The sequence below is a fragment of the Rhizobium sp. L43 genome, from assembly GCF_002531725.1.
In the GTDB taxonomy this organism is placed as follows: domain Bacteria; phylum Pseudomonadota; class Alphaproteobacteria; order Rhizobiales; family Rhizobiaceae; genus Rhizobium.
The window spans coordinates 26,344-46,764 of record NZ_NWSQ01000007.1 but is presented as its reverse complement, the minus strand read 5'-3'; the positions used below and the strand labels follow the sequence as shown (position 1 = coordinate 46,764).

General features: G+C 62.9%; 20 protein-coding genes. 7 read left to right on the top strand and 13 right to left on the bottom strand.

Annotated features, from left to right (window positions below; all coding sequences use genetic code 11):
- Nucleotides 1–5: 5 nt before the first annotated feature.
- The 5 genes from CO667_RS10885 to CO667_RS10865 are packed head-to-tail and all read right to left on the bottom strand — an operon-like array spanning nt 6 to nt 5,922.
- On the bottom strand, nt 6–950 hold the full coding sequence (locus CO667_RS10885; RefSeq protein WP_097618383.1) for an ABC transporter permease: 945 nt from the start codon (nt 948–950) through the stop codon (nt 6–8).
- Complete coding sequence (locus CO667_RS10880) at nt 947–1,996, bottom strand: ABC transporter permease (RefSeq protein ID WP_097618382.1); 1,050 nt, start codon at nt 1,994–1,996, stop codon at nt 947–949. The genes CO667_RS10885 and CO667_RS10880 overlap by 4 nt, the downstream gene beginning before the upstream one ends.
- A complete protein-coding gene (locus CO667_RS10875; RefSeq protein WP_097618381.1) occupies nt 1,986–3,518 on the bottom strand; it encodes an ABC transporter ATP-binding protein in 1,533 nt (510 codons plus the stop codon). Before CO667_RS10875 ends, CO667_RS10880 begins: the two co-directional genes overlap by 11 nt.
- Nucleotides 3,515–4,927, bottom strand: a complete 1,413-nt coding sequence (locus tag CO667_RS10870) for an amidase (RefSeq protein ID WP_097618380.1) — start codon at nt 4,925–4,927, stop codon at nt 3,515–3,517. Before CO667_RS10870 ends, CO667_RS10875 begins: the two co-directional genes overlap by 4 nt.
- 8 nt (nt 4,928–4,935) lie before the next feature.
- The gene (locus CO667_RS10865; protein WP_097618379.1) at nt 4,936–5,922 is read right to left on the bottom strand and encodes a BMP family protein; all 987 of its coding nucleotides are present in this window, start codon (nt 5,920–5,922) and stop codon (nt 4,936–4,938) included.
- Nucleotides 5,923–6,258: 336 nt separating this feature from the next.
- Between CO667_RS10865 and CO667_RS10860 the strand changes: the two genes are divergently transcribed.
- Genes CO667_RS10860 through CO667_RS10850 form a run of 3 tightly spaced genes read left to right on the top strand, consistent with a single transcriptional unit; the run spans nt 6,259 to nt 8,431 of the window.
- Entirely contained in the window at nt 6,259–6,888 is a 630-nt protein-coding gene (locus tag CO667_RS10860) for a CDP-alcohol phosphatidyltransferase family protein (RefSeq protein WP_097618378.1), read from the top strand.
- Nucleotides 6,885–7,505: a lysophospholipid acyltransferase family protein gene (locus tag CO667_RS10855; protein ID WP_097618377.1), complete on the top strand. Its 621-nt coding sequence runs from the start codon at nt 6,885–6,887 to the stop codon at nt 7,503–7,505. Before CO667_RS10860 ends, CO667_RS10855 begins: the two co-directional genes overlap by 4 nt.
- Nucleotides 7,502–8,431, top strand: a complete 930-nt coding sequence (locus CO667_RS10850) for a phosphatidate cytidylyltransferase (protein ID WP_097618376.1) — start codon at nt 7,502–7,504, stop codon at nt 8,429–8,431. Before CO667_RS10855 ends, CO667_RS10850 begins: the two co-directional genes overlap by 4 nt.
- A 36-nt stretch (nt 8,432–8,467) precedes the next feature.
- Here the strand turns inward: CO667_RS10850 and CO667_RS10845 are convergent, their stop codons facing one another.
- From CO667_RS10845 to CO667_RS10835, 3 genes are all read right to left on the bottom strand, one after another.
- A complete protein-coding gene (locus tag CO667_RS10845; RefSeq protein ID WP_097618375.1) occupies nt 8,468–8,791 on the bottom strand; it encodes a chaperone modulator CbpM in 324 nt (107 codons plus the stop codon).
- A 2-nt stretch (nt 8,792–8,793) separates the two neighbouring features.
- Nucleotides 8,794–9,708 (bottom strand): DnaJ C-terminal domain-containing protein, encoded by a 915-nt coding sequence (locus tag CO667_RS10840; protein ID WP_097618374.1) that lies wholly within the window; start codon nt 9,706–9,708, stop codon nt 8,794–8,796.
- Between the two features lie 93 nt (nt 9,709–9,801).
- Entirely contained in the window at nt 9,802–10,269 is a 468-nt protein-coding gene (locus CO667_RS10835; protein ID WP_097618373.1) for a universal stress protein, read from the bottom strand.
- Nucleotides 10,270–10,433: 164 nt separating this feature from the next.
- Between CO667_RS10835 and CO667_RS10830 the strand changes: the two genes are divergently transcribed.
- Together CO667_RS10830 and yghU are read left to right on the top strand one after the other, a co-directional pair.
- The gene (locus tag CO667_RS10830) at nt 10,434–11,330 is read left to right on the top strand and encodes an NAD(P)-dependent oxidoreductase (RefSeq protein WP_097618372.1); all 897 of its coding nucleotides are present in this window, start codon (nt 10,434–10,436) and stop codon (nt 11,328–11,330) included.
- Nucleotides 11,331–11,521: 191 nt separating this feature from the next.
- On the top strand, nt 11,522–12,400 hold the full coding sequence (gene yghU / locus CO667_RS10825) for a glutathione-dependent disulfide-bond oxidoreductase (RefSeq protein WP_097618371.1): 879 nt from the start codon (nt 11,522–11,524) through the stop codon (nt 12,398–12,400).
- Nucleotides 12,401–12,484: 84 nt separating this feature from the next.
- Here yghU and CO667_RS10820 read toward each other — a convergent pair whose 3' ends face one another.
- Genes CO667_RS10820 through CO667_RS10800 form a run of 5 tightly spaced genes read right to left on the bottom strand, consistent with a single transcriptional unit; the run spans nt 12,485 to nt 18,453 of the window.
- Nucleotides 12,485–13,999 (bottom strand): ABC transporter substrate-binding protein, encoded by a 1,515-nt coding sequence (locus CO667_RS10820; RefSeq protein WP_097618370.1) that lies wholly within the window; start codon nt 13,997–13,999, stop codon nt 12,485–12,487.
- A gap of 19 nt (nt 14,000–14,018) precedes the next feature.
- Nucleotides 14,019–15,728 (bottom strand): ABC transporter ATP-binding protein, encoded by a 1,710-nt coding sequence (locus tag CO667_RS10815; protein WP_097618369.1) that lies wholly within the window; start codon nt 15,726–15,728, stop codon nt 14,019–14,021.
- Nucleotides 15,725–16,576, bottom strand: coding sequence for an ABC transporter permease (locus tag CO667_RS10810; RefSeq protein WP_097618368.1), 852 nt, complete (start codon nt 16,574–16,576; stop codon nt 15,725–15,727). The genes CO667_RS10815 and CO667_RS10810 overlap by 4 nt, the downstream gene beginning before the upstream one ends.
- The gene (locus CO667_RS10805; protein WP_097618367.1) at nt 16,573–17,511 is read right to left on the bottom strand and encodes an ABC transporter permease; all 939 of its coding nucleotides are present in this window, start codon (nt 17,509–17,511) and stop codon (nt 16,573–16,575) included. The genes CO667_RS10810 and CO667_RS10805 overlap by 4 nt, the downstream gene beginning before the upstream one ends.
- Before the next feature lie 51 nt (nt 17,512–17,562).
- Nucleotides 17,563–18,453, bottom strand: coding sequence for a proline iminopeptidase-family hydrolase (locus tag CO667_RS10800; RefSeq protein WP_097618366.1), 891 nt, complete (start codon nt 18,451–18,453; stop codon nt 17,563–17,565).
- A 128-nt stretch (nt 18,454–18,581) separates the two neighbouring features.
- Between CO667_RS10800 and CO667_RS10795 the strand changes: the two genes are divergently transcribed.
- Together CO667_RS10795 and CO667_RS10790 are read left to right on the top strand one after the other, a co-directional pair.
- Nucleotides 18,582–19,379: a LuxR family transcriptional regulator gene (locus CO667_RS10795; protein ID WP_097618365.1), complete on the top strand. Its 798-nt coding sequence runs from the start codon at nt 18,582–18,584 to the stop codon at nt 19,377–19,379.
- A gap of 63 nt (nt 19,380–19,442) precedes the next feature.
- Nucleotides 19,443–20,345, top strand: coding sequence for a proline iminopeptidase-family hydrolase (locus CO667_RS10790; RefSeq protein ID WP_097618364.1), 903 nt, complete (start codon nt 19,443–19,445; stop codon nt 20,343–20,345).
- Nucleotides 20,346–20,421: the final 76 nt, after the last annotated feature.

Genomic DNA, 20,421 nt, shown 5'->3' with positions numbered 1-20,421 from the left:
GTGGTTCAGCGTTCGCCGCGGCGATAGGGCTGCATCAGTGCCTGAGGGACGCGGGCGCGGCGGGCCATGACGGCAAGGGCGGCAATGGAAAGGATATAGGGCGTCATCAGGAAGAGCTGATAGGGCACGAGCCCGCTGAGTGCGGTTTGCAGCCGAAGCTGGAAGGCATCGAAGAAGGCAAAGAGCAGAGCACCGAACAGCGCGCGTCCCGGCCGCCACGAGGCGAAGACGACGAGCGCGATGCAGATCCAGCCACGCCCCTGCACCATGGTCGGGAAGAAGCTGTTGAATGCCGACAAAGTCAGGAAAGCGCCGCCCATGCCCATCAGCGCGCTTCCAGCAATCACCGCGCCGTAACGCACCTTCATCGGATTGACGCCCTGGGCTTCCGCCGCATGCGGGTTTTCGCCGGTCATGCGGATCGCAAGCCCGACGGGCGTGCGGAAGATGATGTAGGCCATCAGCAGAGCGATAACGATCGCAAGATAGGTCGGTGCCGTCTGCGTGAAGAAGGCCGGCCCGATGAAAGGCAGCGTCGAAAGACCGGTAATGGCGATCGGCTGGAATGGCACGATGGTGGGCGGCGTATTGGCAAGCGGCACGATCAGCCGGAAGACATAATAGCTGAAGCTGGAGGCAAACAGCGTGACGCCGAGACCGGAGACATGCTGGGAGAGGCCGAGCGTCACCGTCAGGCCCGCATGCAGCAGGCCGAAGACGCCGCCGGCCACTCCAGCGATCAGCAGGCCGGTCCAGAGGTCGGCGCCGTGATAGACGGAAAGCCAGCCGATCATCGCGCCGAAGGTCATGATGCCTTCGATGCCGAGATTGAGCACGCCGGCCCGTTCGCAGAGCAAGGCACCAAGCGTCCCGAAAATCAGCGGCGTGGCGATCCGCAGGATTGCCGCCCAGAGCCCCGCGGAACCGATGATGTCGAACAATTGCGTCATCGCCTGATCCTGTATTGGGTGAAGAACAATGCGATCAGCATCGTCAGCAGCGACAGGGCCACCGTGACATCGGCGATATAGGTCGGGATGCCGAGGCCCCGGCTCATGCCGTCGGCGCCCACGAACATGGTGGCGGTGAAAATGGCGGCGAAGACGACGCCCAGCGGATTGAGGTTGGCGAGCATGGCGACGACGATGCCGGCATAGCCGAAACCGGGCGACAGGTCGGTCGTCACATAGCCTTTGACGCCCATCACCTCGATCGATCCCGAAAGCCCCGCAAGCCCGCCGGAGAGACAGGCAACCTTCACCAGCGTCCTGCCGAGGGGGACGCCGGCAAAGACCGCGCCAGCGGGATTGAGGCCGGCGGCGCGGGACTGCATGCCGAATACGGTGCGGGACTGGACGAAATGGACGACGACAGCAAGGGCGATCGCGATCGCAAAGCCGATATGCAGGCGCGAGCGGGCGATCAGCTTCGGCAGCATGGCGTGATCGCTGACAGATTGCGACTGCGGCCAGCCGAAGGCAAGCGGATCCTTGAGAACGCCATCGATCAGCATCGAGACGAAGAGCACGGCGATGAAATTCAGGAGCAGGCTGGTGACGACCTCATCGACCGAGAAGCGCAGCCTGAGCCAGAGCGGGATCAGGATCAGCACCATGCCGGCAATGGCGCCGATCAGCAGCAGCAGCGGAATGAGAATGGGGGCGGGAAGATTGCCGAGCAGCTTCGAACTTGCCGCCGCAACGGCGATGGCACCGAGATAGAACTGGCCCTCGGCGCCGATATTCCAGAGCCGCGCCCGGAAGGCGACGGCGGCGGCAAGCCCGGTCAGCATCAGCGGCGTTGCCCGCGTCAGCGTTTCGGTCGCCGACAGGCGCGAGCCGAAGGCGCCGGTCAGGATGCGCCAATAGGCATCGAGCACGGGCGCGCCGGCGATTGATATCAGGATACCGGCCAGCGCCAGGGCTGCGATCACCGCGATCACAGGCGTGACGATCAGCAGGTGAAGCGGACGGTGTTCGCGGCGCTCAAATCGCATGGCCGGCCTCTGGGTTTTCCTGCCATTCGCCGGCCATCATCAACCCCAGCCTGCGAGCATCGGCGCTCTCGGCCTCGACGGGCGGTGACAGGCGGCCCCCGACGATCGCCTGGATGCGATCGGCAAGCGCGATCACCTCGTCGAGGTCCTCCGAGATCAGCAGCACGGCGCTACCCTGCCGGCGGGCCTCGAGCAGGCGGGCGTGGACAGCGGCCACTGCCCCTTCATCGAGGCCACGCGCGGGCTGCGCGGCGATCAGGATGCGCGGCCGCCGATGCAGGTTGCGGCCGAGAATGAGCTTTTGCATATTGCCGCCGGAGAGCAGCCGGGTGCGGATCGCTGGCTCGCCGCCGCGGACATCGAACCCGTCGATAATCTCCCTGGCGAAGGCCATGCCCGCCTTGCGGTTGACGAGACCACGGCGCGAAAAGGCCGGTGAGGCGATGCGCTCCAGCACGGCGTTTTCCCAAATTGCCATTTCCCCGATCACGCCCTCCTCATTGCGGTCCTCGGGAATGCGGCCGATGCCGGCGTCGACGACATCGGCGACACCGAGATTACCGATGGCTTCGCCAAACAGCAGAAGGTCGCCGGCGTTCCGCGTCAGCATCCCGGAGAGAAGATGTGCCAACGTCGCCTGGCCATTGCCCGAAACGCCGATGATGCCGAGGATCTCGCCCTGGTGCAGCCGGAAGCTGATCGATTTCAACCGATCGATGCCGCCGGCGCGCACCGTCACATCGGCCGCTTCGAGGGCAACGGCGCCGGGTGTCGACGCCTCGCGCACGGGCCGCGTCACGCGACGCCCGACCATCAGTTCGGCAAGTTCCGCCTTGCTGGTTTCCGACGCCTTGCGTTCGGCGACCATCTTGCCGCCGCGCAGGACGACGATGCGGTCGGCCGCAGCCATCACCTCGTCGAGCTTGTGCGAGATGAATATCAAGGACAGGCCTTGGCGAGCCATTTCCCTCAGCGTCGTGAACAGCCGTTCGGCCTCGATATTGGTCAGTACTGCGGTCGGCTCGTCGAGGATCAGGATGCGGGCGTCGTTATAGAGCGCCTTGAGGATCTCGACACGCTGCTGTTCGCCGACCGACAGGTCGCCAAGGCGCACGTCCGGATCGACCTTGAGGCCGAAGCGCTCGGAAATTGCCAGCAGTTTCTTCCGCGCCGCTGTTGTTCCCGAGCGCCAGGACCATAGTTTTTCCGTGCCGGTCATGACATTTTCGAGAACGGTCAGATTGGGCGCCAGCGAGAAATGCTGATGCACCATGCCGACGCCGGCGCGGATCGCCGCGCGCGGCTTGCCCTGCGGCACCTCCGTGCCTTCGATCAGAATGCGGCCGGCATCCGGCATGTAATGGCCGAAAAGGATGCTCATCAGCGTGGTCTTGCCCGCACCGTTCTCGCCGAGCAGCGCCACGACCTCACCCCTGGTAAGCGTCATGGAAATATCGTCATTGGCGAGATTGGTGCCAAAACGCTTGCTGACGCCGACAATCTCCAGCACCGGCCCGGTCATGACGGCAGTCCTGCGACGGGAAAACGGTGCTGCCACCGCCCCTCGGCCTCCAGGCGTGCGGCAAGCGACAGGAGACGCGGTTCGTGACCCATCGGCGCCATGATCTGCACCGGCAGCGGCAGGGCGTGCTCATCCTGTCCGAAAGGCAGCGTCAAAGCAGGAAAACCCGAAATATTGGCGAGGCAGGCAAGCGGCGCAAATGCCGTCATCCGCTCGAGATGCAGATCCGTGTCGGCATGATCGGACGGAAAGGAGCCGATCGCAAGAGGCGCGGAAGACAGCATCGGCATGAGGATGCAATCGATCCTGTCGAACAGCGTCCAGAGCTTATGGCTCACCAGGACGGCCTCGTTCAGCGTGTTCCACAGCGATGTGACCGCAAGCCCTCGTCCGCGCGCAGCAAAAGCCTGCGTCAGAGGCTCGGCCCTGCTTTCATCAAGAGCCGCCGCCTCGATGAGCGCCGCGAGATTGACGGAGATGATATCGGCAAAGGCGCGGCCGCTGGCGGCGACGCTCCATTCAAACTCGGCCCAGGCCAGCGGAACGATCTCGTGTCCGTCGCTTTCGAGCGCACGCGCCGCATCCTCGACGGCCGCGAGCCGATCCGCCTCGGTCGGATAGGCCGGACCGGTATCGGTCAAGAAGCCGATCCGCAAACGGCCGTTGTCGATATCGACAGGGTAGGGATCCGCAAAGGGACCTCGTGAATTGCCGCTCAGGCTACCGAATATCAGCGCCGTATCCCGCACCGACCGGCAGACCGCCAGTTCGCTCGCGATCCCGGCGAGGTGGTTGCCGAAGGATGGCCCACCCGGGATGGCGCCGCGCGTCGGCTTCATTCCGACGAGGCCGCAGCAGGCGGCGGGCACACGGATCGAACCGCCGGCATCGGTGGCATGCGCAATGGCGACGATCCCGGCGGCAACTGCTGCCGCCGCACCGCCGGAGGAGCCGCCAGCGGTCCGCGCCGGATCGAGCGGATTGCGACAGAGCGGCCCGATCGCCGGTTCGCTGGCGAGCGACAGGCCGAATTCCGGGCTCGTCGTCAGGCCGAACAGACAGAAGCCGGCATCGCGGAAACGGGAAGCGAGATCGGAATCCGCTGCGCCACCTTTTCTCTCGAGCAGGCAGGAACCGGCCGTCACCGGCAGCCCGGCGAAGGGGCCGCCAAGATCCTTCGCCAAGGTCGGCACACCGGCAAAGGCCCGCGTGGCAAAGCGATCAGGTTCGCTCCGCCGTTCTCTGTCACTGTCGTCCGCCGAAGCAAGACCCATCGCTGCATCGAGATAGGCGATGGCGCCGAGCGGCTCCTGCCGCGCAGCCGCATCGATGGAAGCCTGCATCGCCTCCGCAGCGCTCAGGCTGCCATGCCTGATCGCCGCCGCCAGATCCGTCGCATCACCTTGCATGAGCCGGATTACTTCGGCTCGTCCATCATCTTCGGAACTTCGAAGGTGCCGGCCTTGATCTCCGCCCGCTTGGCTTCCATCGCAGCCTCAGCCTCGGCGGGCGCCACGCCCTTCACGAAGACGATATCGCTGCCACCTTCCTTCATCAGGCCGTAGGACGTGTAGTTCCTGCCGACCGGCTTTCCGGCAGCGACATCCGCGATCGCAGCGTCCAGGATTGGGCGGAAGTACCACATGGCGTTGGCAAACACCGTATCGGGATAACGTGGCGTATAGTCGATCAGCGAGCCGACCGACTTGATGCCGCGCTCCTTGGCGGCATCGGCCGTGCCGATGCGCTCGCCGAACAGGATGTCGGCGCCGGCGTCGATCTGAGCAAGACCGGCTTCACGGGCCTTCGGCGGATCGAAGAAGGTGCCGATGAAGGAGACGAGGTGTTTTGCATCGGGATTGACCGCCTTGACGCCGGCTGCGAACGCATTGATCAGCATGTTGACCTCGGGGATCGGAATGGCGCCGACCGAACCGACGACATTCGACTTGGTCATCTTGCCCGCCAGCATGCCGGCGAGATAGGCGCCGTCATGGTTCCAGGTGCCGAAGACGCCGAAATTGTCGCCGGTCTGCTCGCCGCTCGAACCCAGCACGAAAGCGGTGTCAGGATAGTCAGCCGCGACCTGCCGGGCCTCTTTCTCCACCGCATAGGCCTCGCCGATGATCAGCTTATTGCCCTGTTCGGCATATTCGCGCATGGCGCGCGGATAATCGGTGCCGGAGACGCCTTCGGAGAAGACATATTCGATCACGCCTTCCTTGGCCGCGTCCTGCAAGGCCTTGTGCAGACAGGAGTTCCAGGCATTCTCGACCGGCGACGCATGAATGCCGGCAACCTTCAGCGGCGCAGCCGCCCTTGCCAGCGGGGCGAAGCTGCTGACGCCCAACGCAATGCCCGACGCGATCACTGTCCGGCGTGAAATCAGGATGTCTTTGGTCATCGATTGTTCCCCCTTTTTTACCATTTGGTTCAAAAATCATAGTAGCGCCTAAAAATGTGTCAAGCGGCGAACGGGCTTGAAAATCAGGCTGCACGGTCCATTGCGCCCGGTCTTCTTCAGCCGATTTTTCCAATCTCGTATAGCGTCACGGCTTGGATGAAAGGACGCGGCATGGCGCGCTACGCCGCCGGTTTCTGCTGCGGTCGAGGCTCGATTTCAAAAAGCGCTCTTTGCGCGTCAGCGCGACAGATCCTGGGCCGAATATACAGGGCGTTACGGCTTGGCGCGACGACATTGGCAGGCTATGCAAGGAGGATAGGGGTTGGGGAAACGGAAATGGGTGAAGAAGAGGACGCCTCGCGGCGACCGATCGCGAGCCGGTCGTCGTCCTGGGCGATCGGCTTGAGTGCGTGGCTGGCGCGCACCGGCGTCACGCCAAACAGCATTTCCCTTTTCTCGATCCTGTTTGCCGGCATCGGCGCGGCACTCATCCTGCTCACGGCACATCCGATCGCGATGGTCTGCGCCGCGATATCAGTGCAGTTGCGGCTCGTCTGCAATCTGCTGGACGGGATGGTCGCGATCGAAGGCGGCAAGAAAACCAAGAGCGGACCGATCTACAATGAATTCCCCGACCGGCTCGCCGATAGCCTGCTTCTTGTCGCGGCCGGCTATGGCTGCGGCCTTGCCTGGCTCGGCTGGCTGGGTGCGCTGCTCGCCGCGCTCACCGCCTATATCAGGGTCTTCGGCGGAGCGGTCGGTCTTCCCCAGGACTTCAGCGGCATCATGGCCAAGCAGCGCCGCATGGCAGTGTTGACGGCAGGCCTTCTCGCCCAGAGCTTGGAGACGTTGATATCGGCCAGCCGTTGGTCTCTGCTGCTTGCCTCCGCCATCATCGCGGCCGGCAGCCTCGTCACCTGCACCACGCGCACGATAAGACTTGCCCGCTCGCTGGAGAGATTATGATCGCGCTCATCCGTCGCCTTCTCGTGCTCATCGTCCGCATCCTGGTCGGCGCCCGAAGCGAGTGGCGGGGCTGTGCGCCCGACCCCCGCCGGCGCATCTATTTCGCCAATCACAACAGCCATGTCGATACCGTCGCTGTGATGGCCGCCCTGCCGTGGCCGGTGCGGCGGCTGACCCATCCGGTTGCGGCGCGCGACTATTGGGGAACGAGCGCCTTGCGCCGTTTCATCGCCGAAAAAGGCCTGCGCGCCGTCCTGATAGACCGCAAGCCTCTGCCCGACAGCAATCCGCTGGCGCCGGTCGAGCGCCTGCTCGAGGAGGGGCGCTCCGTCCTGATCTTCCCGGAAGGGACGAGAAGCGCCAACGATGAGATCGCCCCGTTCCGCAGCGGCATCTATCGCCTTGCCTGTCGTTTCCCCGACGTGGATCTCGTGCCGATCCATCTCGACAACCTCCAGCGCATCCTGCCGAAGGGAAGCTGGCTCATCGTCCCGATCACCTGCACGGCGCGGTTCGGCAAGCCGCTGCGGGTCGAACCGGGCGAGGAAAAGGGCGCGTTCCTGGCCCGCGCCCGGGCCGCTGTCATCGAGCTCGCCGATGGAGGGCCAGTCGCATGACCAGTCTTTTCTCCATCGTGCTTGCCGCGATCCTCGGCCTGCTGGCCGTCGCCTCGGCCATCGGCTTCATCCTTCAGCGGCGCGCAACCGAGCCCGGCTCCGTCGCTACCGTGCACAACCTCAACGCCCGTATCCGCTCCTGGTGGATCATGGTCGCGGTATTCGGCGGCGCGCTCCTGCTCGGCGATACGGCGACGGTCATCCTGTTCGCGTTCCTATCGTTCATGGCGCTTCGCGAGTTCTGGACGCTGACACCATCGCGGCGCGGCGATCATCTGGCACTGTTTCTGTCCTTCTTCGCGGTCCTGCCGCTTCACTACCTGTTGCTCGGGACGGCGTGGTACGGCCTCTTTGCGATCTTCATCCCTGTCTATGCCTTCCTGATCCTGCCGGCGGTGGCGACCCTGACGGGCGATGTCAACGAATTCCTGGCGCGCAGCGCCAGGGTGCAATGGGGCTTGATGCTGACGGTCTATTCGATCAGCCATGCCCCCGCACTGCTCATGCTGCAGACAGGCACGCCCTCGGCACTTCTTCTCGTCTATCTGGTCATCGTCGTGCAGCTCAGCGACGTCTTCCAGTATGTCTGGGGCAAGCTCCTGGGAAAACACCGCTTCTCGCCGAACATCAGCCCCTCGAAAACACTCGAAGGCCTGTTCGGCGGCGGCGCCTCGGCCATCCTCGTGGGAACGCTGCTCTATCGCCTGACGCCGTTCTCGCCGCTGCAGGCGGCGGCCATCAGCACGGTCATCGTCGTCGCGGGCTTCTTCGGCGGCTTCGTGCTCTCGGCGATCAAACGCGATCTCAACGCCAAGGATTGGGGCTATGTGATCGAGGGACATGGCGGCGTGCTCGACCGCCTGGATTCCATCACCTTCGCCGCGCCGCTGTTCTTCCACATCGTCCGCTACTGGTTCACCACCTGAGGCGAATATCCGAAGGCATCCGGCCGATCGTTTAGTCTAATGCCGGTTGATGTCTTCGAGGCTCTCGAACAGCCGGCGCTGAACATCCTGCTCCTGCCTGCCGATGGCGGTCATCAACTTGCCCATCGTTCCCCGCAGGCCGTGCAACTCGTCCACCAGCTCCATGACGATATCGACGCCGGCTTCGTTGACGCCCATGTTTCCCATGAGGTCCAGGATCAGCCGGGCACGGGCGACATCGGCGTCGCGAAACTGCCGTTGCCCGCCTGACGTCTCGGGGATCAGCCAGCCCTGTTCGATCCAGCGGTCGAGCTGGGCGACATCGATTTTCAGATAAAGACGGAATTCGAGATCATCCATGATCAGGTCTCCATGTTCTTCCTCGGATCGTGTGAATTTGCCGTCGCCCATTCCTTCACCAGGGACGTCAGCCGGTCGTCGGGATTGTCGGGCAGCACGATCTTCAAAGAGACATAGACGTCGCCGCACCCGCCGCCGCGTTTGGCAGCACCCTTGCCCTTGAGACGCAGGACCTTTCCCGTATTCGAGTGCGGGGGCAGTGTCAGGTTGACCGGTCCCGAAGGTGTCGGCGCCCGAACCTTGCCGCCGAGCACGGCTTCGCTGAGCGAAATCGGCAGTTCCAAGCGGATGTCGTCGCCGTCGCGGGTGAAGAAGCGATGAGGGCTCACGCGGATTTCGATGAGCGCATCGCCCGGCGGCCCGCCGCCGATGCCCGGCTCGCCCTTGCCGCGCAGCCGCAGGGTCTGGCCGTCGCGAGTTCCGGGCGGGATCTGCACATCGAGCTGCGGCCCGCCCGGCAGCTTGATCTCGGTCCTGGTGCCGTTGACGGCCTCGAGAAAGTCGACCTCCAACGAGAAGCGCCGGTCCTGGCCGGGACTGCGCATCCTGCCGCTGCCGGCGCGGCGCGAAAAGAAATTCGCAAAGGAATCGCCGGCACCGCCGAAATCGGCAAATCCGGAACTGTTGTGGTAAGGACTATCGGCACCGCTCGCCGAGGCATAGTCGCGATAGTAGCTGCGCTGCGCCCGTTCGGCGCCTGTCATGTCGATCTCGCCGCGATCGAAGCGGCCGCGTTTTTCCTCATCGCTCAAGATCTCGTAGGCGGTCGAAATTTCCTTGAACCGTTCCTCGGCGTGTCTGTCGCCGGGGTTGAGGTCGGGGTGCAGTTTCTTGGCAAGTTTACGGAAGGCGCTTTGAATATCCTTTGGCGACGCGTCCCGTTTCACGCCCAGAAGCTCATAGGGATCCTGGCTCATGCATATCTCCGGTCAAGGCAGTCGATACTGCCGGTTGGCTTGGGAAAGATATAGGTTCTCAGGCCGCCGCCGGGGAGGGGAGGCGGCGGAAGGTCAGAGCGGCGCCGTGTCTTCCGCCTGGGGTGCTGCGTCTTTGTCGGCGTGATCGGGTCGCCGGTCGATGAGAACCGAGCATCCGGCGTGACGTACGACCTTCTCGACGATCGAGGAAAAGACATAATCGGTGATATCGCTCACATGCGATGACAGCAGGATGAGATCGGCCGACGTCTCCCTGGCGATTGCGACGAGCGCGGAGGCGGCGACGCCGATACGGACCTCGATCCTCGCCGGAACCCCGAGTTCCTTGCAGAGGGCTGCCAGTTTCTTTTCGGCGTCGACGATGGCGGTCGTTTCGAATACCTCGGGAAGCTCCGTCAGGTGACGATGCGGGATATTCTCGATGACGTGCGTGACGACTATGCTTCCGCCCTCGTCCACAAGTGCTGCAGCCCGGCGCAGAAGACGGTTTGCCGTTTGCCGGGAACCCATGCCGATCCCGCAGATGATCGTCCGATACATTGAATTCAATATCCCCGAATACGAAGGGTCGTACCGATTGTACCCGCCGTCGCCCGTCCACGCTTTGACCGATATCAAGCAGAAATGCCGTGACTTCGCAACGCCGGCGCGCAGGAAGCAGCCATCTCAGGAAAGCCTCGAGGCGGATCGTCGCAGTTGACGGCATGGCCGTCGGCAATAGCTTTAACGGGACGTCGTCAATCCTCGAGGTTCAGATGCCGAATATTGCAATTATTGGATCGGGCGCGATGGGAAGCGCTGTCGCCAGACGGCTGATCGATCATGGCGCCACGGTGCTGACCAATCTCGACGGCAGGAGCGAGCGGACGATTACGCGGGCAAAGGCGGCCGGTATGGTGCCGGTTGGCCGCCAGGAACTGGCGAAGGCCGAGCTGATCCTGTCGATCGTTCCGCCGGCGGAAGCGATCAACGTCGCCCAACTCGTCGCGGACATATCGTCCATGATGCCGGCGCCGCCGCCCTTCGTCGACCTCAATGCGATTGCGCCGAAAACCATGCAGGCTTTGGCGGCACGCTTCGAAGGCAGCGGCGTCGAGGTGCTCGATGGTGCGATTATCGGCGGGCCGCCGGTCCCCGGCAAATCAGGTCCGACCATTTACGTCAGTGGCGATAGCGCGGAGCGGAGCAGGCTGCTCGAAAATCACGGCTTGCGGGTCCGCCGGCTCGATGGGCCGCTCGGCGCGGCCTCGGCGCTGAAGATGTGTTATGCCGGCATCAACAAGGGAATTATCGGCCTCGGCACCGCCATGCTGCTTGCGGCATCGCGGTCAGGTGCCGCCCAAAGCTTGAAGGCCGAACTCTCCGAAAGCCTTCCGGACGTCGACCGCAAACTGTCGAAATCCATTCCCGACATGTACCCGAAAGCCTATCGATGGGTCGCCGAAATGCAGGAGATTGCCGATTTTCTTGGAGAAGATGATCCGGCCGCGACCATCTTCCGCGGCATGGCGGAGGTCTTCTCCAAGATGGCTGATGACGTGGAGGGCAGCCGTGTGCTCGTCGGCCAGTTGGACGAGATCCTCGCGGAAACCGGCGGCTAACCGTGATGGTCCAACAATCGTGGCGGCAACCGAATATGGGGATAGAGCATAGGCTTAGCTAACACTCTGACGATTGCGTGAAACCGCGCCGACACCTGTGACAAAACCTCATCGCCTCTGCTATGTCAGGAAAAATGCGGCAACCCCAACCTGCGCCGCACTCTGTCTGACCAATCCCAGGAGTTTGAAAGATGAGCGGTTCTCCCGATTATACACCCCCGAAGGTCTGGACCTGGAACAAGGCAAATGGCGGCCAATTCGCCAGCATCAACCGTCCGATATCAGGACCGACGCATGACAAGGAGCTTCCGATCGGCCGCCATCCGCTGCAGCTCTATTCGCTCGGCACCCCGAACGGCCAGAAGGTCACGATCATGCTCGAGGAACTGCTGGCGCTTGGCCATAGTGGCGCCGAATATGATGCCTGGCTGATCAAGATCGGCGATGGCGACCAGTTCGGAAGCGGCTTCGTCGCGGTCAATCCCAATTCCAAGATCCCGGCGCTGATGGATCGCAGCGGTCCGAAGCCGATCCGTGTCTTCGAGTCCGGCGCTATCCTGACCTATCTCGCAGAAAAGTTCGGCGCCTTCCTGCCGACCGGGCCGGCCGCTCGCGCCGAATGCCTGTCCTGGCTGTTCTGGCAGATGGGAAGCGCGCCTTATCTCGGCGGCGGTTTCGGCCATTTCTACGCCTATGCGCCAACGAAGATCGAATATGCGATCGACCGCTTCGCCATGGAGGTGAAGCGTCAGCTCGACGTGCTCGATCGCCGCCTTGCCGAAAGCGAGTATCTGGCAGGCAACGACTATACGATTGCCGATATTGCCGTCTGGCCCTGGTACGGCGGATTGGTGAAGGGCTGGACCTACGGCGCGGCCGAGTTTCTGCAGGTCGAGGACTACAAGAACGTGCTGCGCTGGGCAGACGCCATTCACAACAGGCCGGCCGTACAGCGCGGCCGGATGGTCAACCGCCTCTCCGGCGAGCCCGCAAGCCAGTTGCACGAACGCCACGACGCCAGCGATTTCGACACCAGGACGCAGGACAAGCTCGCGGCCGCCGCCGAGTAAGCAGGCCGTATCAGTCACTTGCCGCTGCAATCAATGAGGCTCCGCCGCCATGAGGGCGGCGGAGCATTTGCATGCTGCCCGAACTCAGTTCTTGACCGTATCTTCGAGGAAGAAACGGCCGAGCGGGTTCTGGTAGAAGTTCTCGATATTCTTGCGCGAGACGTTGATATAGGGGCTGTAATAGAGGTCGATCCAGTTGACGTCGTCTTTGGCCATCTTCTGCAGATCGACATACATCTGTTCTCGCTTCTTCGGGTCGAGCTCGAGACGCGCCTTGGCGACCAGTTCCTTCACCGCCTCGTTCTTGTAATTGGTCGAGTAGTTGTTGTTGGAATCGTGGCCGAGGACGAAGGTGGTCTTCTGGTCCGGATCGAGAATGTCGTTGGTCCAGTAGTTGACCGAGACGTCGTAGTCGCCGGCAACGATCATGTCCCATTCCTGGCTCGGATCGACCTTCTGCAGATTGGCGGTGATGCCGGCCTTCTGCAGCTGCTGCTGGACCAGCACGGCCGTCTGTTCGTCGACTTCATCGCCGGCGCGCACCAGATAGTTCAGCGTCAGGTCGGAAGCGCCGGCAGCCGCCAGCAACTCCTTTGCCTTCGCCGGATCATAAGGCCGCTGCAGATTGTCGGCATAGTAATAGAGCGCGCCCTTCGGAATGTAGGAATTGGCGACCGTGCCCTGGCCGAAGGTGACGGTATCGACGATCGCCTTCTTGTCGATCGCAAGGTCCAGCGCCTGGCGGACTTCCTTCTTGCCGAGCGCGCCATGCGCGTGGTTGATCAGAAGATGATCCTCGCGGGTCGAGGCGTCGATATCGACATTGAGCTTCGGATCCTTCTTCAGCTCCTCGACGCGGGAGAAGGGCACGAAGAGCGCCGCATCCAGTTCGCCCGCCTGGACGTTCAGCATGCGGGTATTGTCGTCGGGCACCGAGATCCACTCGACCCCGTCGAGCTTGACGCGGTCGGCCTGCCAGAAGTTCGGGTTCTTCTTGAGGATAACGCGATCGCCGCGCCGCCATTCGTCGATCACGAAGGCGCCGGATGCGATCGGTTTCTCGCCATAGGCATCGGCGCCGAGCGTCTCCATGCCCTTCTTGGAGATAACCGAGGCATTCGGCAGCGCCAGCGTCGAGAGGAACGGCGCCGACGGGTTCTTGAGCTTGATCGTCAGCGTGCGCGCGTCGGTCGCCACCGCCGTGTCGATCACCTTGTAGGAATCGCTCCAGAGCGAGGCAGGGTCGTCGCGAATGCGCAGCAGGCTGTAGGCGGCATCTTCCGCCGTCAGCGGCGAACCGTCGGAGAATTTCGTGTCACGGATCTTCAAAGTGTAGGTCAGCCCGTCATCCGAAGTGGCCCAGCTTTCGGCAAGGCCCGGCTCCAGTTTCGTGCCTGTCTTGTCGACGCGGATCAGCACGTCGTAGACGTTGGAGAATACCCAGTTGTCGATGTTCTGCGCTGTTTTGATCGGATCGAATGTCGTCGAATCCTCGCGGCGGCCGATGGTGAGCACACCGGCGGCCTCGGCATAGCTTGCGCTGAGCGTCAGGCCGGCGAGCAGGGCTGCGAGCCCGATTGATTTCCACCTGTTTGTCATGAATTCGTTCCCTTCGTTGTTATGGCATGCGTTTGATGGACTGGATCGGTATCGATTGCGGATCGTCCTTGTCACCAGCGCCTTGCAGCAGCGGCTTGTCAGGATCGATGTCGGGAATGGCGGCGATCAGCGCCGCCGTATAAGGATGCTTCGGCCGCGCGAAGACCTCTTCCGAGCGGCCTTCCTCGACGATCTCACCGCGATACATCACGACGACGCGTTCGCAGAGATTGCGGACGATCGCGAGATCATGGGCGATGAACATCAGCGTGAGGTTCATCTTCGCGGTGAGCTCGCGAAAGAGTTCGATGATCTGTGCCTGGATGGTGACGTCGAGGGCGGCGACGCATTCGTCGGCGATAACAAGCTTCGGATCGACGGCGAGCGCGCGAGCGATGCCGGCGCGCTGGCATTGGCCGCCGCTCATGCTGCGCGGCTTGCGGCGGGCAAATTCGCGTTCGAGGCCGACGAGATCGAGCAGCTCGTCGATCCGCGCCGGGATATCTGATTTGGCGACCTTGCCCTGAACCTTCAGCACCTCAGCCAGCATCTGCCCGATGGTCAGCCGCGGATTGAGCGCATTATAGGGATCCTGGAAGACCATCGCCGTCTCGCGCCTGAGCTTTGCCAGGCCGGCGCTTTTCTGCAGCGCCAGATCGACGCCGTCGAAGGTGACGTGGCCTTGGGAAAGCGGCGTGAGACCGAGCACGGCGCGGGCAAGCGTGCTCTTGCCGCTGCCGGATTCGCCAACGATGCCGACCGTCTCGCCCGGCATGATCTGCAGGCTGACGCCGGCAACGGCGCTCACCGTCTTGGCGCCGCCCTTGAGCAAGGCGCCGCCGGCTCTGAAACGCACGTGGAGATCGTCGATTTCGAGCAAGGGTCTCGCCGGCTGGCCGGCCTCGGCAATTGCGGGCAGCGGCGCTGCTGTCTCGCCCGGCAGGGAAGGGTGGCTGTCGATCAGATTGATCGTATAGGGATGCTGCGGCCGCGCCAGGATCGTCCGCTTCGGCCCCTCCTCGATCAGCCTGCCGCCGCGCAGCACGGCGATGCGGTCGCAGGTCTGGGCAACGATGCCGAGATCGTGGGTGATCAGAATGATCGACAGGCCGCGCCGGTCGCGAATGTCGATCAACAGCCGCAGGATCTGCGCCTGGATGGTCACATCGAGCGCCGTCGTCGGCTCGTCGGCGATCAGGATCTTCGGATTGCAGGACAGCGCCACGCCGATCATCGCCCGCTGCCGCATGCCGCCGGAAAATTCGTGCGGATAGCTGTCGTACTGGCGCGCGGGATCGGGGAAACCGACCTGGGCCAGGATGTCCGTTGCCGCCGCGCGAGCCTCGCGCGCGCCGAGGCCCTGATGATAGCGGATGCCCTCGGCGATCTGGTCGCCGATCCGCATCACCGGGTCCAGATGGCTGGTCGGGTTCTGGAAGATCATGCCGATCTCGCCGCCGCGCACCTTCAGCATCTCGCCATCGTCGATCCGCATGAGATCGCGCCCTTCGAGCAGCACGGAACCGCTTTCGATCTTCAACAGCGACGAGGGCAACAGGCGCACCAGCGAACGGCAGAACAGGCTCTTGCCCGAGCCGCTTTCACCGACGAGGCCGAGGATCTCGCCTTTGCCGAGATCGAGCGAGACGGCATCGAGCAGCGTGCGCGGGCCGGTATCGACATGCGCCCTGACGGTGAGATCGCGGACGGACAGCACGGAGCCGCTCATTCATGCACCCCCAGCAGTTCGCCGAGCGCATCGCCCAGCATGCTGAAGCCGAAGGCGAGGCAGACGATGGAGAGGCCGGGAAACAAAGTGATCCACCATGCGGTGGTGATAAAGCTCTGTCCTTCCGCGACCATGACGCCCCATTCGGCAATCGGCGGCTGGACGCCGAGGCCGAGATAGCTGACGGCAGCGCCGCTGAGCAGCACCAGCGTCGCATCGGACATCGAAAAGACGATCGAGCCGGCGATCGCGTTCGGCAGCAGGTGGCGGAACATGATGCGCGGGCGGCTGAAGCCGAGGCTGACGGCAGCAACGGCATAGTCGCTGCCTTTCAGCACCAGCATCTGCGCCCGGATCAGCCGCGCATAGGAGACCCAGCCGACCAGCGCCATGGCGATATAAAAGCTGCCGAGGCCCGGGCCGAGGATCGCGATGATCGACAGCATCAGCACCAGGAAGGGAAAGGCGAGGATGATATCGACAAGACGCATGAACAGCGCATCGACGATCCCGCCGAAGAAGCCGGCGATCGTGCCCACGGTGGTGCCGATCAGGAAGGGAAAGATGACGCCGATCAGCGCCATCTGCAGGTCGAGGCGCGCACCCCAGATGACGCGGGAGAGGATATCGCGGCCGAAATTGTCGGTGCCGAAGGGATGCAATAGGGAAGGCGCCTGCAGCCGCACCTCGGCATTCTGCATGATCGGGTCGTAGGGCGCGATCACCGGCGCGCCGATCGCCAGCAGAACGAAGAACAGCAGCAGGCCGGCACCGACGGCAAGCATCAGTCTCCGGCCGAAGAACCGGCGCCAGCCGAGGGATGCGGGAGCAATCGCCTCGATGCTCATAGCCTCACCCTCGGATCGACGGCGACGGTGACGATGTCGGCGATGAAGTTGATGAGCACGGTGGCGCAGGCAAAGACCATAGCGACGCCCTGGACCACCATGTAATCGCGCGAGAAGATCGCCCTGACGAGCAGCTGCCCCATGCCGGGCAGCGCAAAGACGCTCTCGACCACCACCGTGCCGCCGATCAGCCAGCCGATGTTGACGGCAAGCAGATTGATCGTCGGCACCAGCGAATTCGGCAGCACGTGCCGCCAGAAGACGATGCCTTCGGGCATGCCGCGCGCGCGCGCCGCCGTCGCGACATCCGATTTCAGCTGCTCGATCATCGCCGCCCGCAGGCTGCGCGTCAGCACGGTGGAGAGCGACAGCGCAACCGTCAGGCTCGGCAGCACCAGATGCGACAGCTTTTCGCCGATCGTTGCGCCGTAGCCGGAAACCGGCAGCACGCCGAGTTCGACGCTGAAGAGGATGATCAGCATCAGCCCCAGCCAGAAGGGCGGAAAGCCGATGCCGAAGGTCGAGACGATGCGCACCGCATGGTCCGGCGCCCGGCCGGCATTGCGTGCGGCGATCGCCGCCATCGGCACCGCGATCAGCACCGACAGCACGACGCTGGAGACGACGAGCGCAAGCGTCGGCTCGATGCGGGTCGCGATCAGCTTCAGTACGTCGATCTTGTAGAGGATCGACTTGCCCATCTCGCCATTGGCGAGGTTCTTGAGGAAATAGACATATTGCAGCCACATCGGCTGATCGAGGCCGTACTGGGCGCGGATGCTGGCAAGCGCCGCCGGTGTCGCACGCGTGCCGAGGATGTTGCGCGCCGGATCGCCGGGGATCAGACGGACCAGAATGAAGGTGATGATGCTGATGCCGAAAATGACCGGCAGAAACTGCAGCGGTCGCGTCAGAACGAATTTATAGCGATGCATGACGGCGGCCGCCCCTCTGTCTTCGTCCGATTTGAGCCGCGTTTGTTTGCATCAGGCTGCCTTGTGCCGGTCGAGAAAATCGAGAAGCGCCGGATAATAATCCTGCGGGTTCTCATAGAAGGGCATATGGCTGGCATTGGCAAATACCTTGAGTTCGGCATTCGGCAGCGCGAGCTTCATCCTCAGCGCACAGGCGGGCGTCAGCTCGTCATGCTCTCCCGTCGTAATGAACACCGGCAGCGTCAGCCGCGGCAGATCGGGGATGCGGTTCCAGTCCTTGAGGTTGCCGATATAGAGAAATTCGTTCGGTCCCTGCATCGTCTCGTAGGGCGCCATGTTCCAATCGTCGAGCGAGCGGCGCACCGGCGCCGGCCATTCCGGCAGACGGCAGACATGGCGGTAGTTGAGGATGGTGACAGCAGCGAGATATTCCGGGTGATCGTAGGTGCCCTGCGCCTCGTGCTTCTGCATCATCGACACGGTTTCGGGACCGAGCGCTGCGCGCAGCCGTTCCAGTTCCGAAATCAGATGCGGCATGTCGGCGACGGTATCCTCGAGAATCAGCGTCTTGAGGTTTTCGGGATAGGTCAGCGCATATTCGATCGCCAGCCACCCGCCCCAGGAGTGACCGAGCATGTGGACCTTGCCTAGCCCCAACGCCTTGCGCACCGTCTCCGTCTCCTCGACATAACGGCCGATCGTCCAGAGCGAGAGGTCGTCCGGCCGGTCGGAGGCGCCGGTGCCGAGCTGGTCGAAGGCGACGACGCGATAACCCTTATCGACGAGACAGGAATGCGCCTCACGCAGGTAATCGCACGGCAGGCCCGGCCCGCCGTTCAGGCAGAAAACCGTCTCGCTGCCGGCTCCGAAGCTGTAGGCAACGACGCGATAGCCATCGACATCGATCTCGAATCGCTCGTCTGGCTGCGTTTCACGCCACATTGATCGCTCCGGCAGAAGGTTTCACTTGCTCAATATTTGGGCGTGGTTAATTTTTTACCGTAAATCGCGTTCCGTGCCAGCTATAACAAGTGATAGGGTGGGACGCCACGCCGAAACCGGAGCAGCCCATGCTTGACGACATCGGAACGATCAGACGACAGTTTACAGCGCATGAAACGCTGGACGGCCGGATCGACCAGGCCTTCGAGGCGATGAAGCAGATCGGCTTCGAGGCGCTGATCTACGATTATACGCCGGTGCCCTACGATCTCGACGGCGCGATCATGCTACCGTCACTGCTGAAGCTCAGGAACATTTCCGACGACATGCACGACTATTGGTTCGACCGCGGCTATTTCCGCATCGATCCGGTCCAGCAGGTGGCGCTGCGCAGCACGGCGCCGTTCTTCTGGAACTACGACACCAATGCCGACACGCTGATCAGGCGCTTCATCAGCGACGACACCGCGCCGGTGGCGCGCTATCTGAACGAACGCGACATGTCGACCGGCGTCACTGTGCCGGTCCATATGCCGGGCGGCGACTATGCGACGGTCACCGGCATCCGCTTCGGGGGGAATAGCGATTTCGAACGGCATGCGCTGCGCTATATCGCCGACTTCAACCTGCTGGCCCACGTCTTCCACGAGACGGCTTATTCACTTTTCGACAAGAAGGCGCGCAGCGTCGGCACGGTCCGCCTGACCGAGCGGGAACGCGAGTGTCTGCGCCATTCCGCGGAAGGTTATTCCGCCAAGGAAATCTCCCGTATCATCGGCCGTTCGGTGCCGACCGTCGTGATGCATCTCAACGCCGCGGCAAAGAAACTCGGTGCGCGCAACCGCACCCAGGCCGTGGTGCGCGCCACCCATTACCGCCTGCTGGAGGACCGCCCGGCCGATCATGGGTCACCCTATAACTTGTGATAGCTGCCTTCGCCGCTGCCGCCGCGTTATTGGTTTTCGACATGCCAAGAGATGGAGACGCCAGTGGCCGAAATCGTGACCAACGAAACCTATTTGCCCTTTCGCGACTATCGCACCTGGTATCGCGTCACCGGTTCGCTGGAAAGCAGCAAGCTGCCGCTCGTCGTTGCCCATGGCGGACCCGGCTGCACGCATGATTATGTCGATTCGTTCAAGGATATCGCCACCCTCGACGGCCGCCCGGTCATCCATTACGACCAGCTCGGCAACGGCAATTCCACCCGCCTTCCGGAAAAGGGCCCGGATTTCTGGACGGTCGGGCTATTTCTCGAAGAGTTGGACGCGCTGCTTTCCCATCTCGGCATTCGGGATCGTTATGCTTTCCTCGGCCAGTCCTGGGGCGGCATGCTCGGTGCCGAACATGCGGTGCGCCGGCCGCAAGGCCTGAAGGCGCTTGTCATCGCTAACTCGCCGGCCAACATGCACACCTGGGTTTCGGAGGCAAACCGACTGAGGCAGGAACTGCCGAAGGAGGTGCAGGACACGCTGTCGAAACATGAGCTGGCGGGAAGTCTCACCGATCCGGACTATATCGCCGCCTCGCGCGTCTTCTATGACCGCCATGTCTGCCGCGTGGTGCCGTGGCCGCCTGAAGTGGCGCGCACTTTCGCGATCATGGACGAGGACAATACCGTCTACCGCAACATGAACGGCCCGACCGAATTTCATGTCATCGGCACGATGAAGGACTGGACGATCGAAAACAGGCTCGACCGCATCGAAGCCCCGACGCTGCTGATCTCGGGAAAATACGACGAGGCGACGCCTTTGGTGGTCAGGCCCTATCTCGAACGTGTTCCCGGCTGCGAATGGGTGCTCTTCGAAAATTCCAGCCACATGCCGCATGTCGAGGAAAAGCAGCTTTGCCTGGCGACCGTTTCGACTTTCCTGTCACGGCACGATTGAGAACGCAGCCAATCCGCTTCTTCCGCGGAAATGACGCTTGGGATAGTCTCCGTCCCATTCGAGAGCGAATGGAACG

Excerpts from the sequence above, each read along its gene's own strand:
- CO667_RS10845 (WP_097618375.1), bottom strand. The coding sequence starts at position 8,791 with ATGGATGATCTCGAATTCCGTCTTTATCTGAAAATCGATGTCGCCCAG.
- CO667_RS10800 (WP_097618366.1), bottom strand. The coding sequence starts at position 18,453 with ATGTGGCGTGAAACGCAGCCAGACGAGCGATTCGAGATCGATGTCGAT.
- CO667_RS10870 (WP_097618380.1), bottom strand. The coding sequence starts at position 4,927 with ATGCAAGGTGATGCGACGGATCTGGCGGCGGCGATCAGGCATGGCAGC.
- CO667_RS10875 (WP_097618381.1), bottom strand. The coding sequence starts at position 3,518 with ATGACCGGGCCGGTGCTGGAGATTGTCGGCGTCAGCAAGCGTTTTGGC.
- CO667_RS10850 (WP_097618376.1), top strand. The coding sequence starts at position 7,502 with ATGACCAGTCTTTTCTCCATCGTGCTTGCCGCGATCCTCGGCCTGCTG.
- CO667_RS10820 (WP_097618370.1), bottom strand. The coding sequence starts at position 13,999 with ATGACAAACAGGTGGAAATCAATCGGGCTCGCAGCCCTGCTCGCCGGC.
- CO667_RS10880 (WP_097618382.1), bottom strand. The coding sequence starts at position 1,996 with ATGCGATTTGAGCGCCGCGAACACCGTCCGCTTCACCTGCTGATCGTC.
- CO667_RS10805 (WP_097618367.1), bottom strand. The coding sequence starts at position 17,511 with ATGCATCGCTATAAATTCGTTCTGACGCGACCGCTGCAGTTTCTGCCG.
- CO667_RS10830 (WP_097618372.1), top strand. The coding sequence starts at position 10,434 with ATGGCCGTCGGCAATAGCTTTAACGGGACGTCGTCAATCCTCGAGGTT.
- CO667_RS10810 (WP_097618368.1), bottom strand. The coding sequence starts at position 16,576 with ATGAGCATCGAGGCGATTGCTCCCGCATCCCTCGGCTGGCGCCGGTTC.
- CO667_RS10860 (WP_097618378.1), top strand. The coding sequence starts at position 6,259 with ATGGGTGAAGAAGAGGACGCCTCGCGGCGACCGATCGCGAGCCGGTCG.
- CO667_RS10865 (WP_097618379.1), bottom strand. The coding sequence starts at position 5,922 with ATGACCAAAGACATCCTGATTTCACGCCGGACAGTGATCGCGTCGGGC.
- yghU (WP_097618371.1), top strand. The coding sequence starts at position 11,522 with ATGAGCGGTTCTCCCGATTATACACCCCCGAAGGTCTGGACCTGGAAC.
- CO667_RS10835 (WP_097618373.1), bottom strand. The coding sequence starts at position 10,269 with ATGTATCGGACGATCATCTGCGGGATCGGCATGGGTTCCCGGCAAACG.
- CO667_RS10815 (WP_097618369.1), bottom strand. The coding sequence starts at position 15,728 with ATGAGCGGCTCCGTGCTGTCCGTCCGCGATCTCACCGTCAGGGCGCAT.
- CO667_RS10885 (WP_097618383.1), bottom strand. The coding sequence starts at position 950 with ATGACGCAATTGTTCGACATCATCGGTTCCGCGGGGCTCTGGGCGGCA.
- CO667_RS10795 (WP_097618365.1), top strand. The coding sequence starts at position 18,582 with ATGCTTGACGACATCGGAACGATCAGACGACAGTTTACAGCGCATGAA.
- CO667_RS10855 (WP_097618377.1), top strand. The coding sequence starts at position 6,885 with ATGATCGCGCTCATCCGTCGCCTTCTCGTGCTCATCGTCCGCATCCTG.
- CO667_RS10840 (WP_097618374.1), bottom strand. The coding sequence starts at position 9,708 with ATGAGCCAGGATCCCTATGAGCTTCTGGGCGTGAAACGGGACGCGTCG.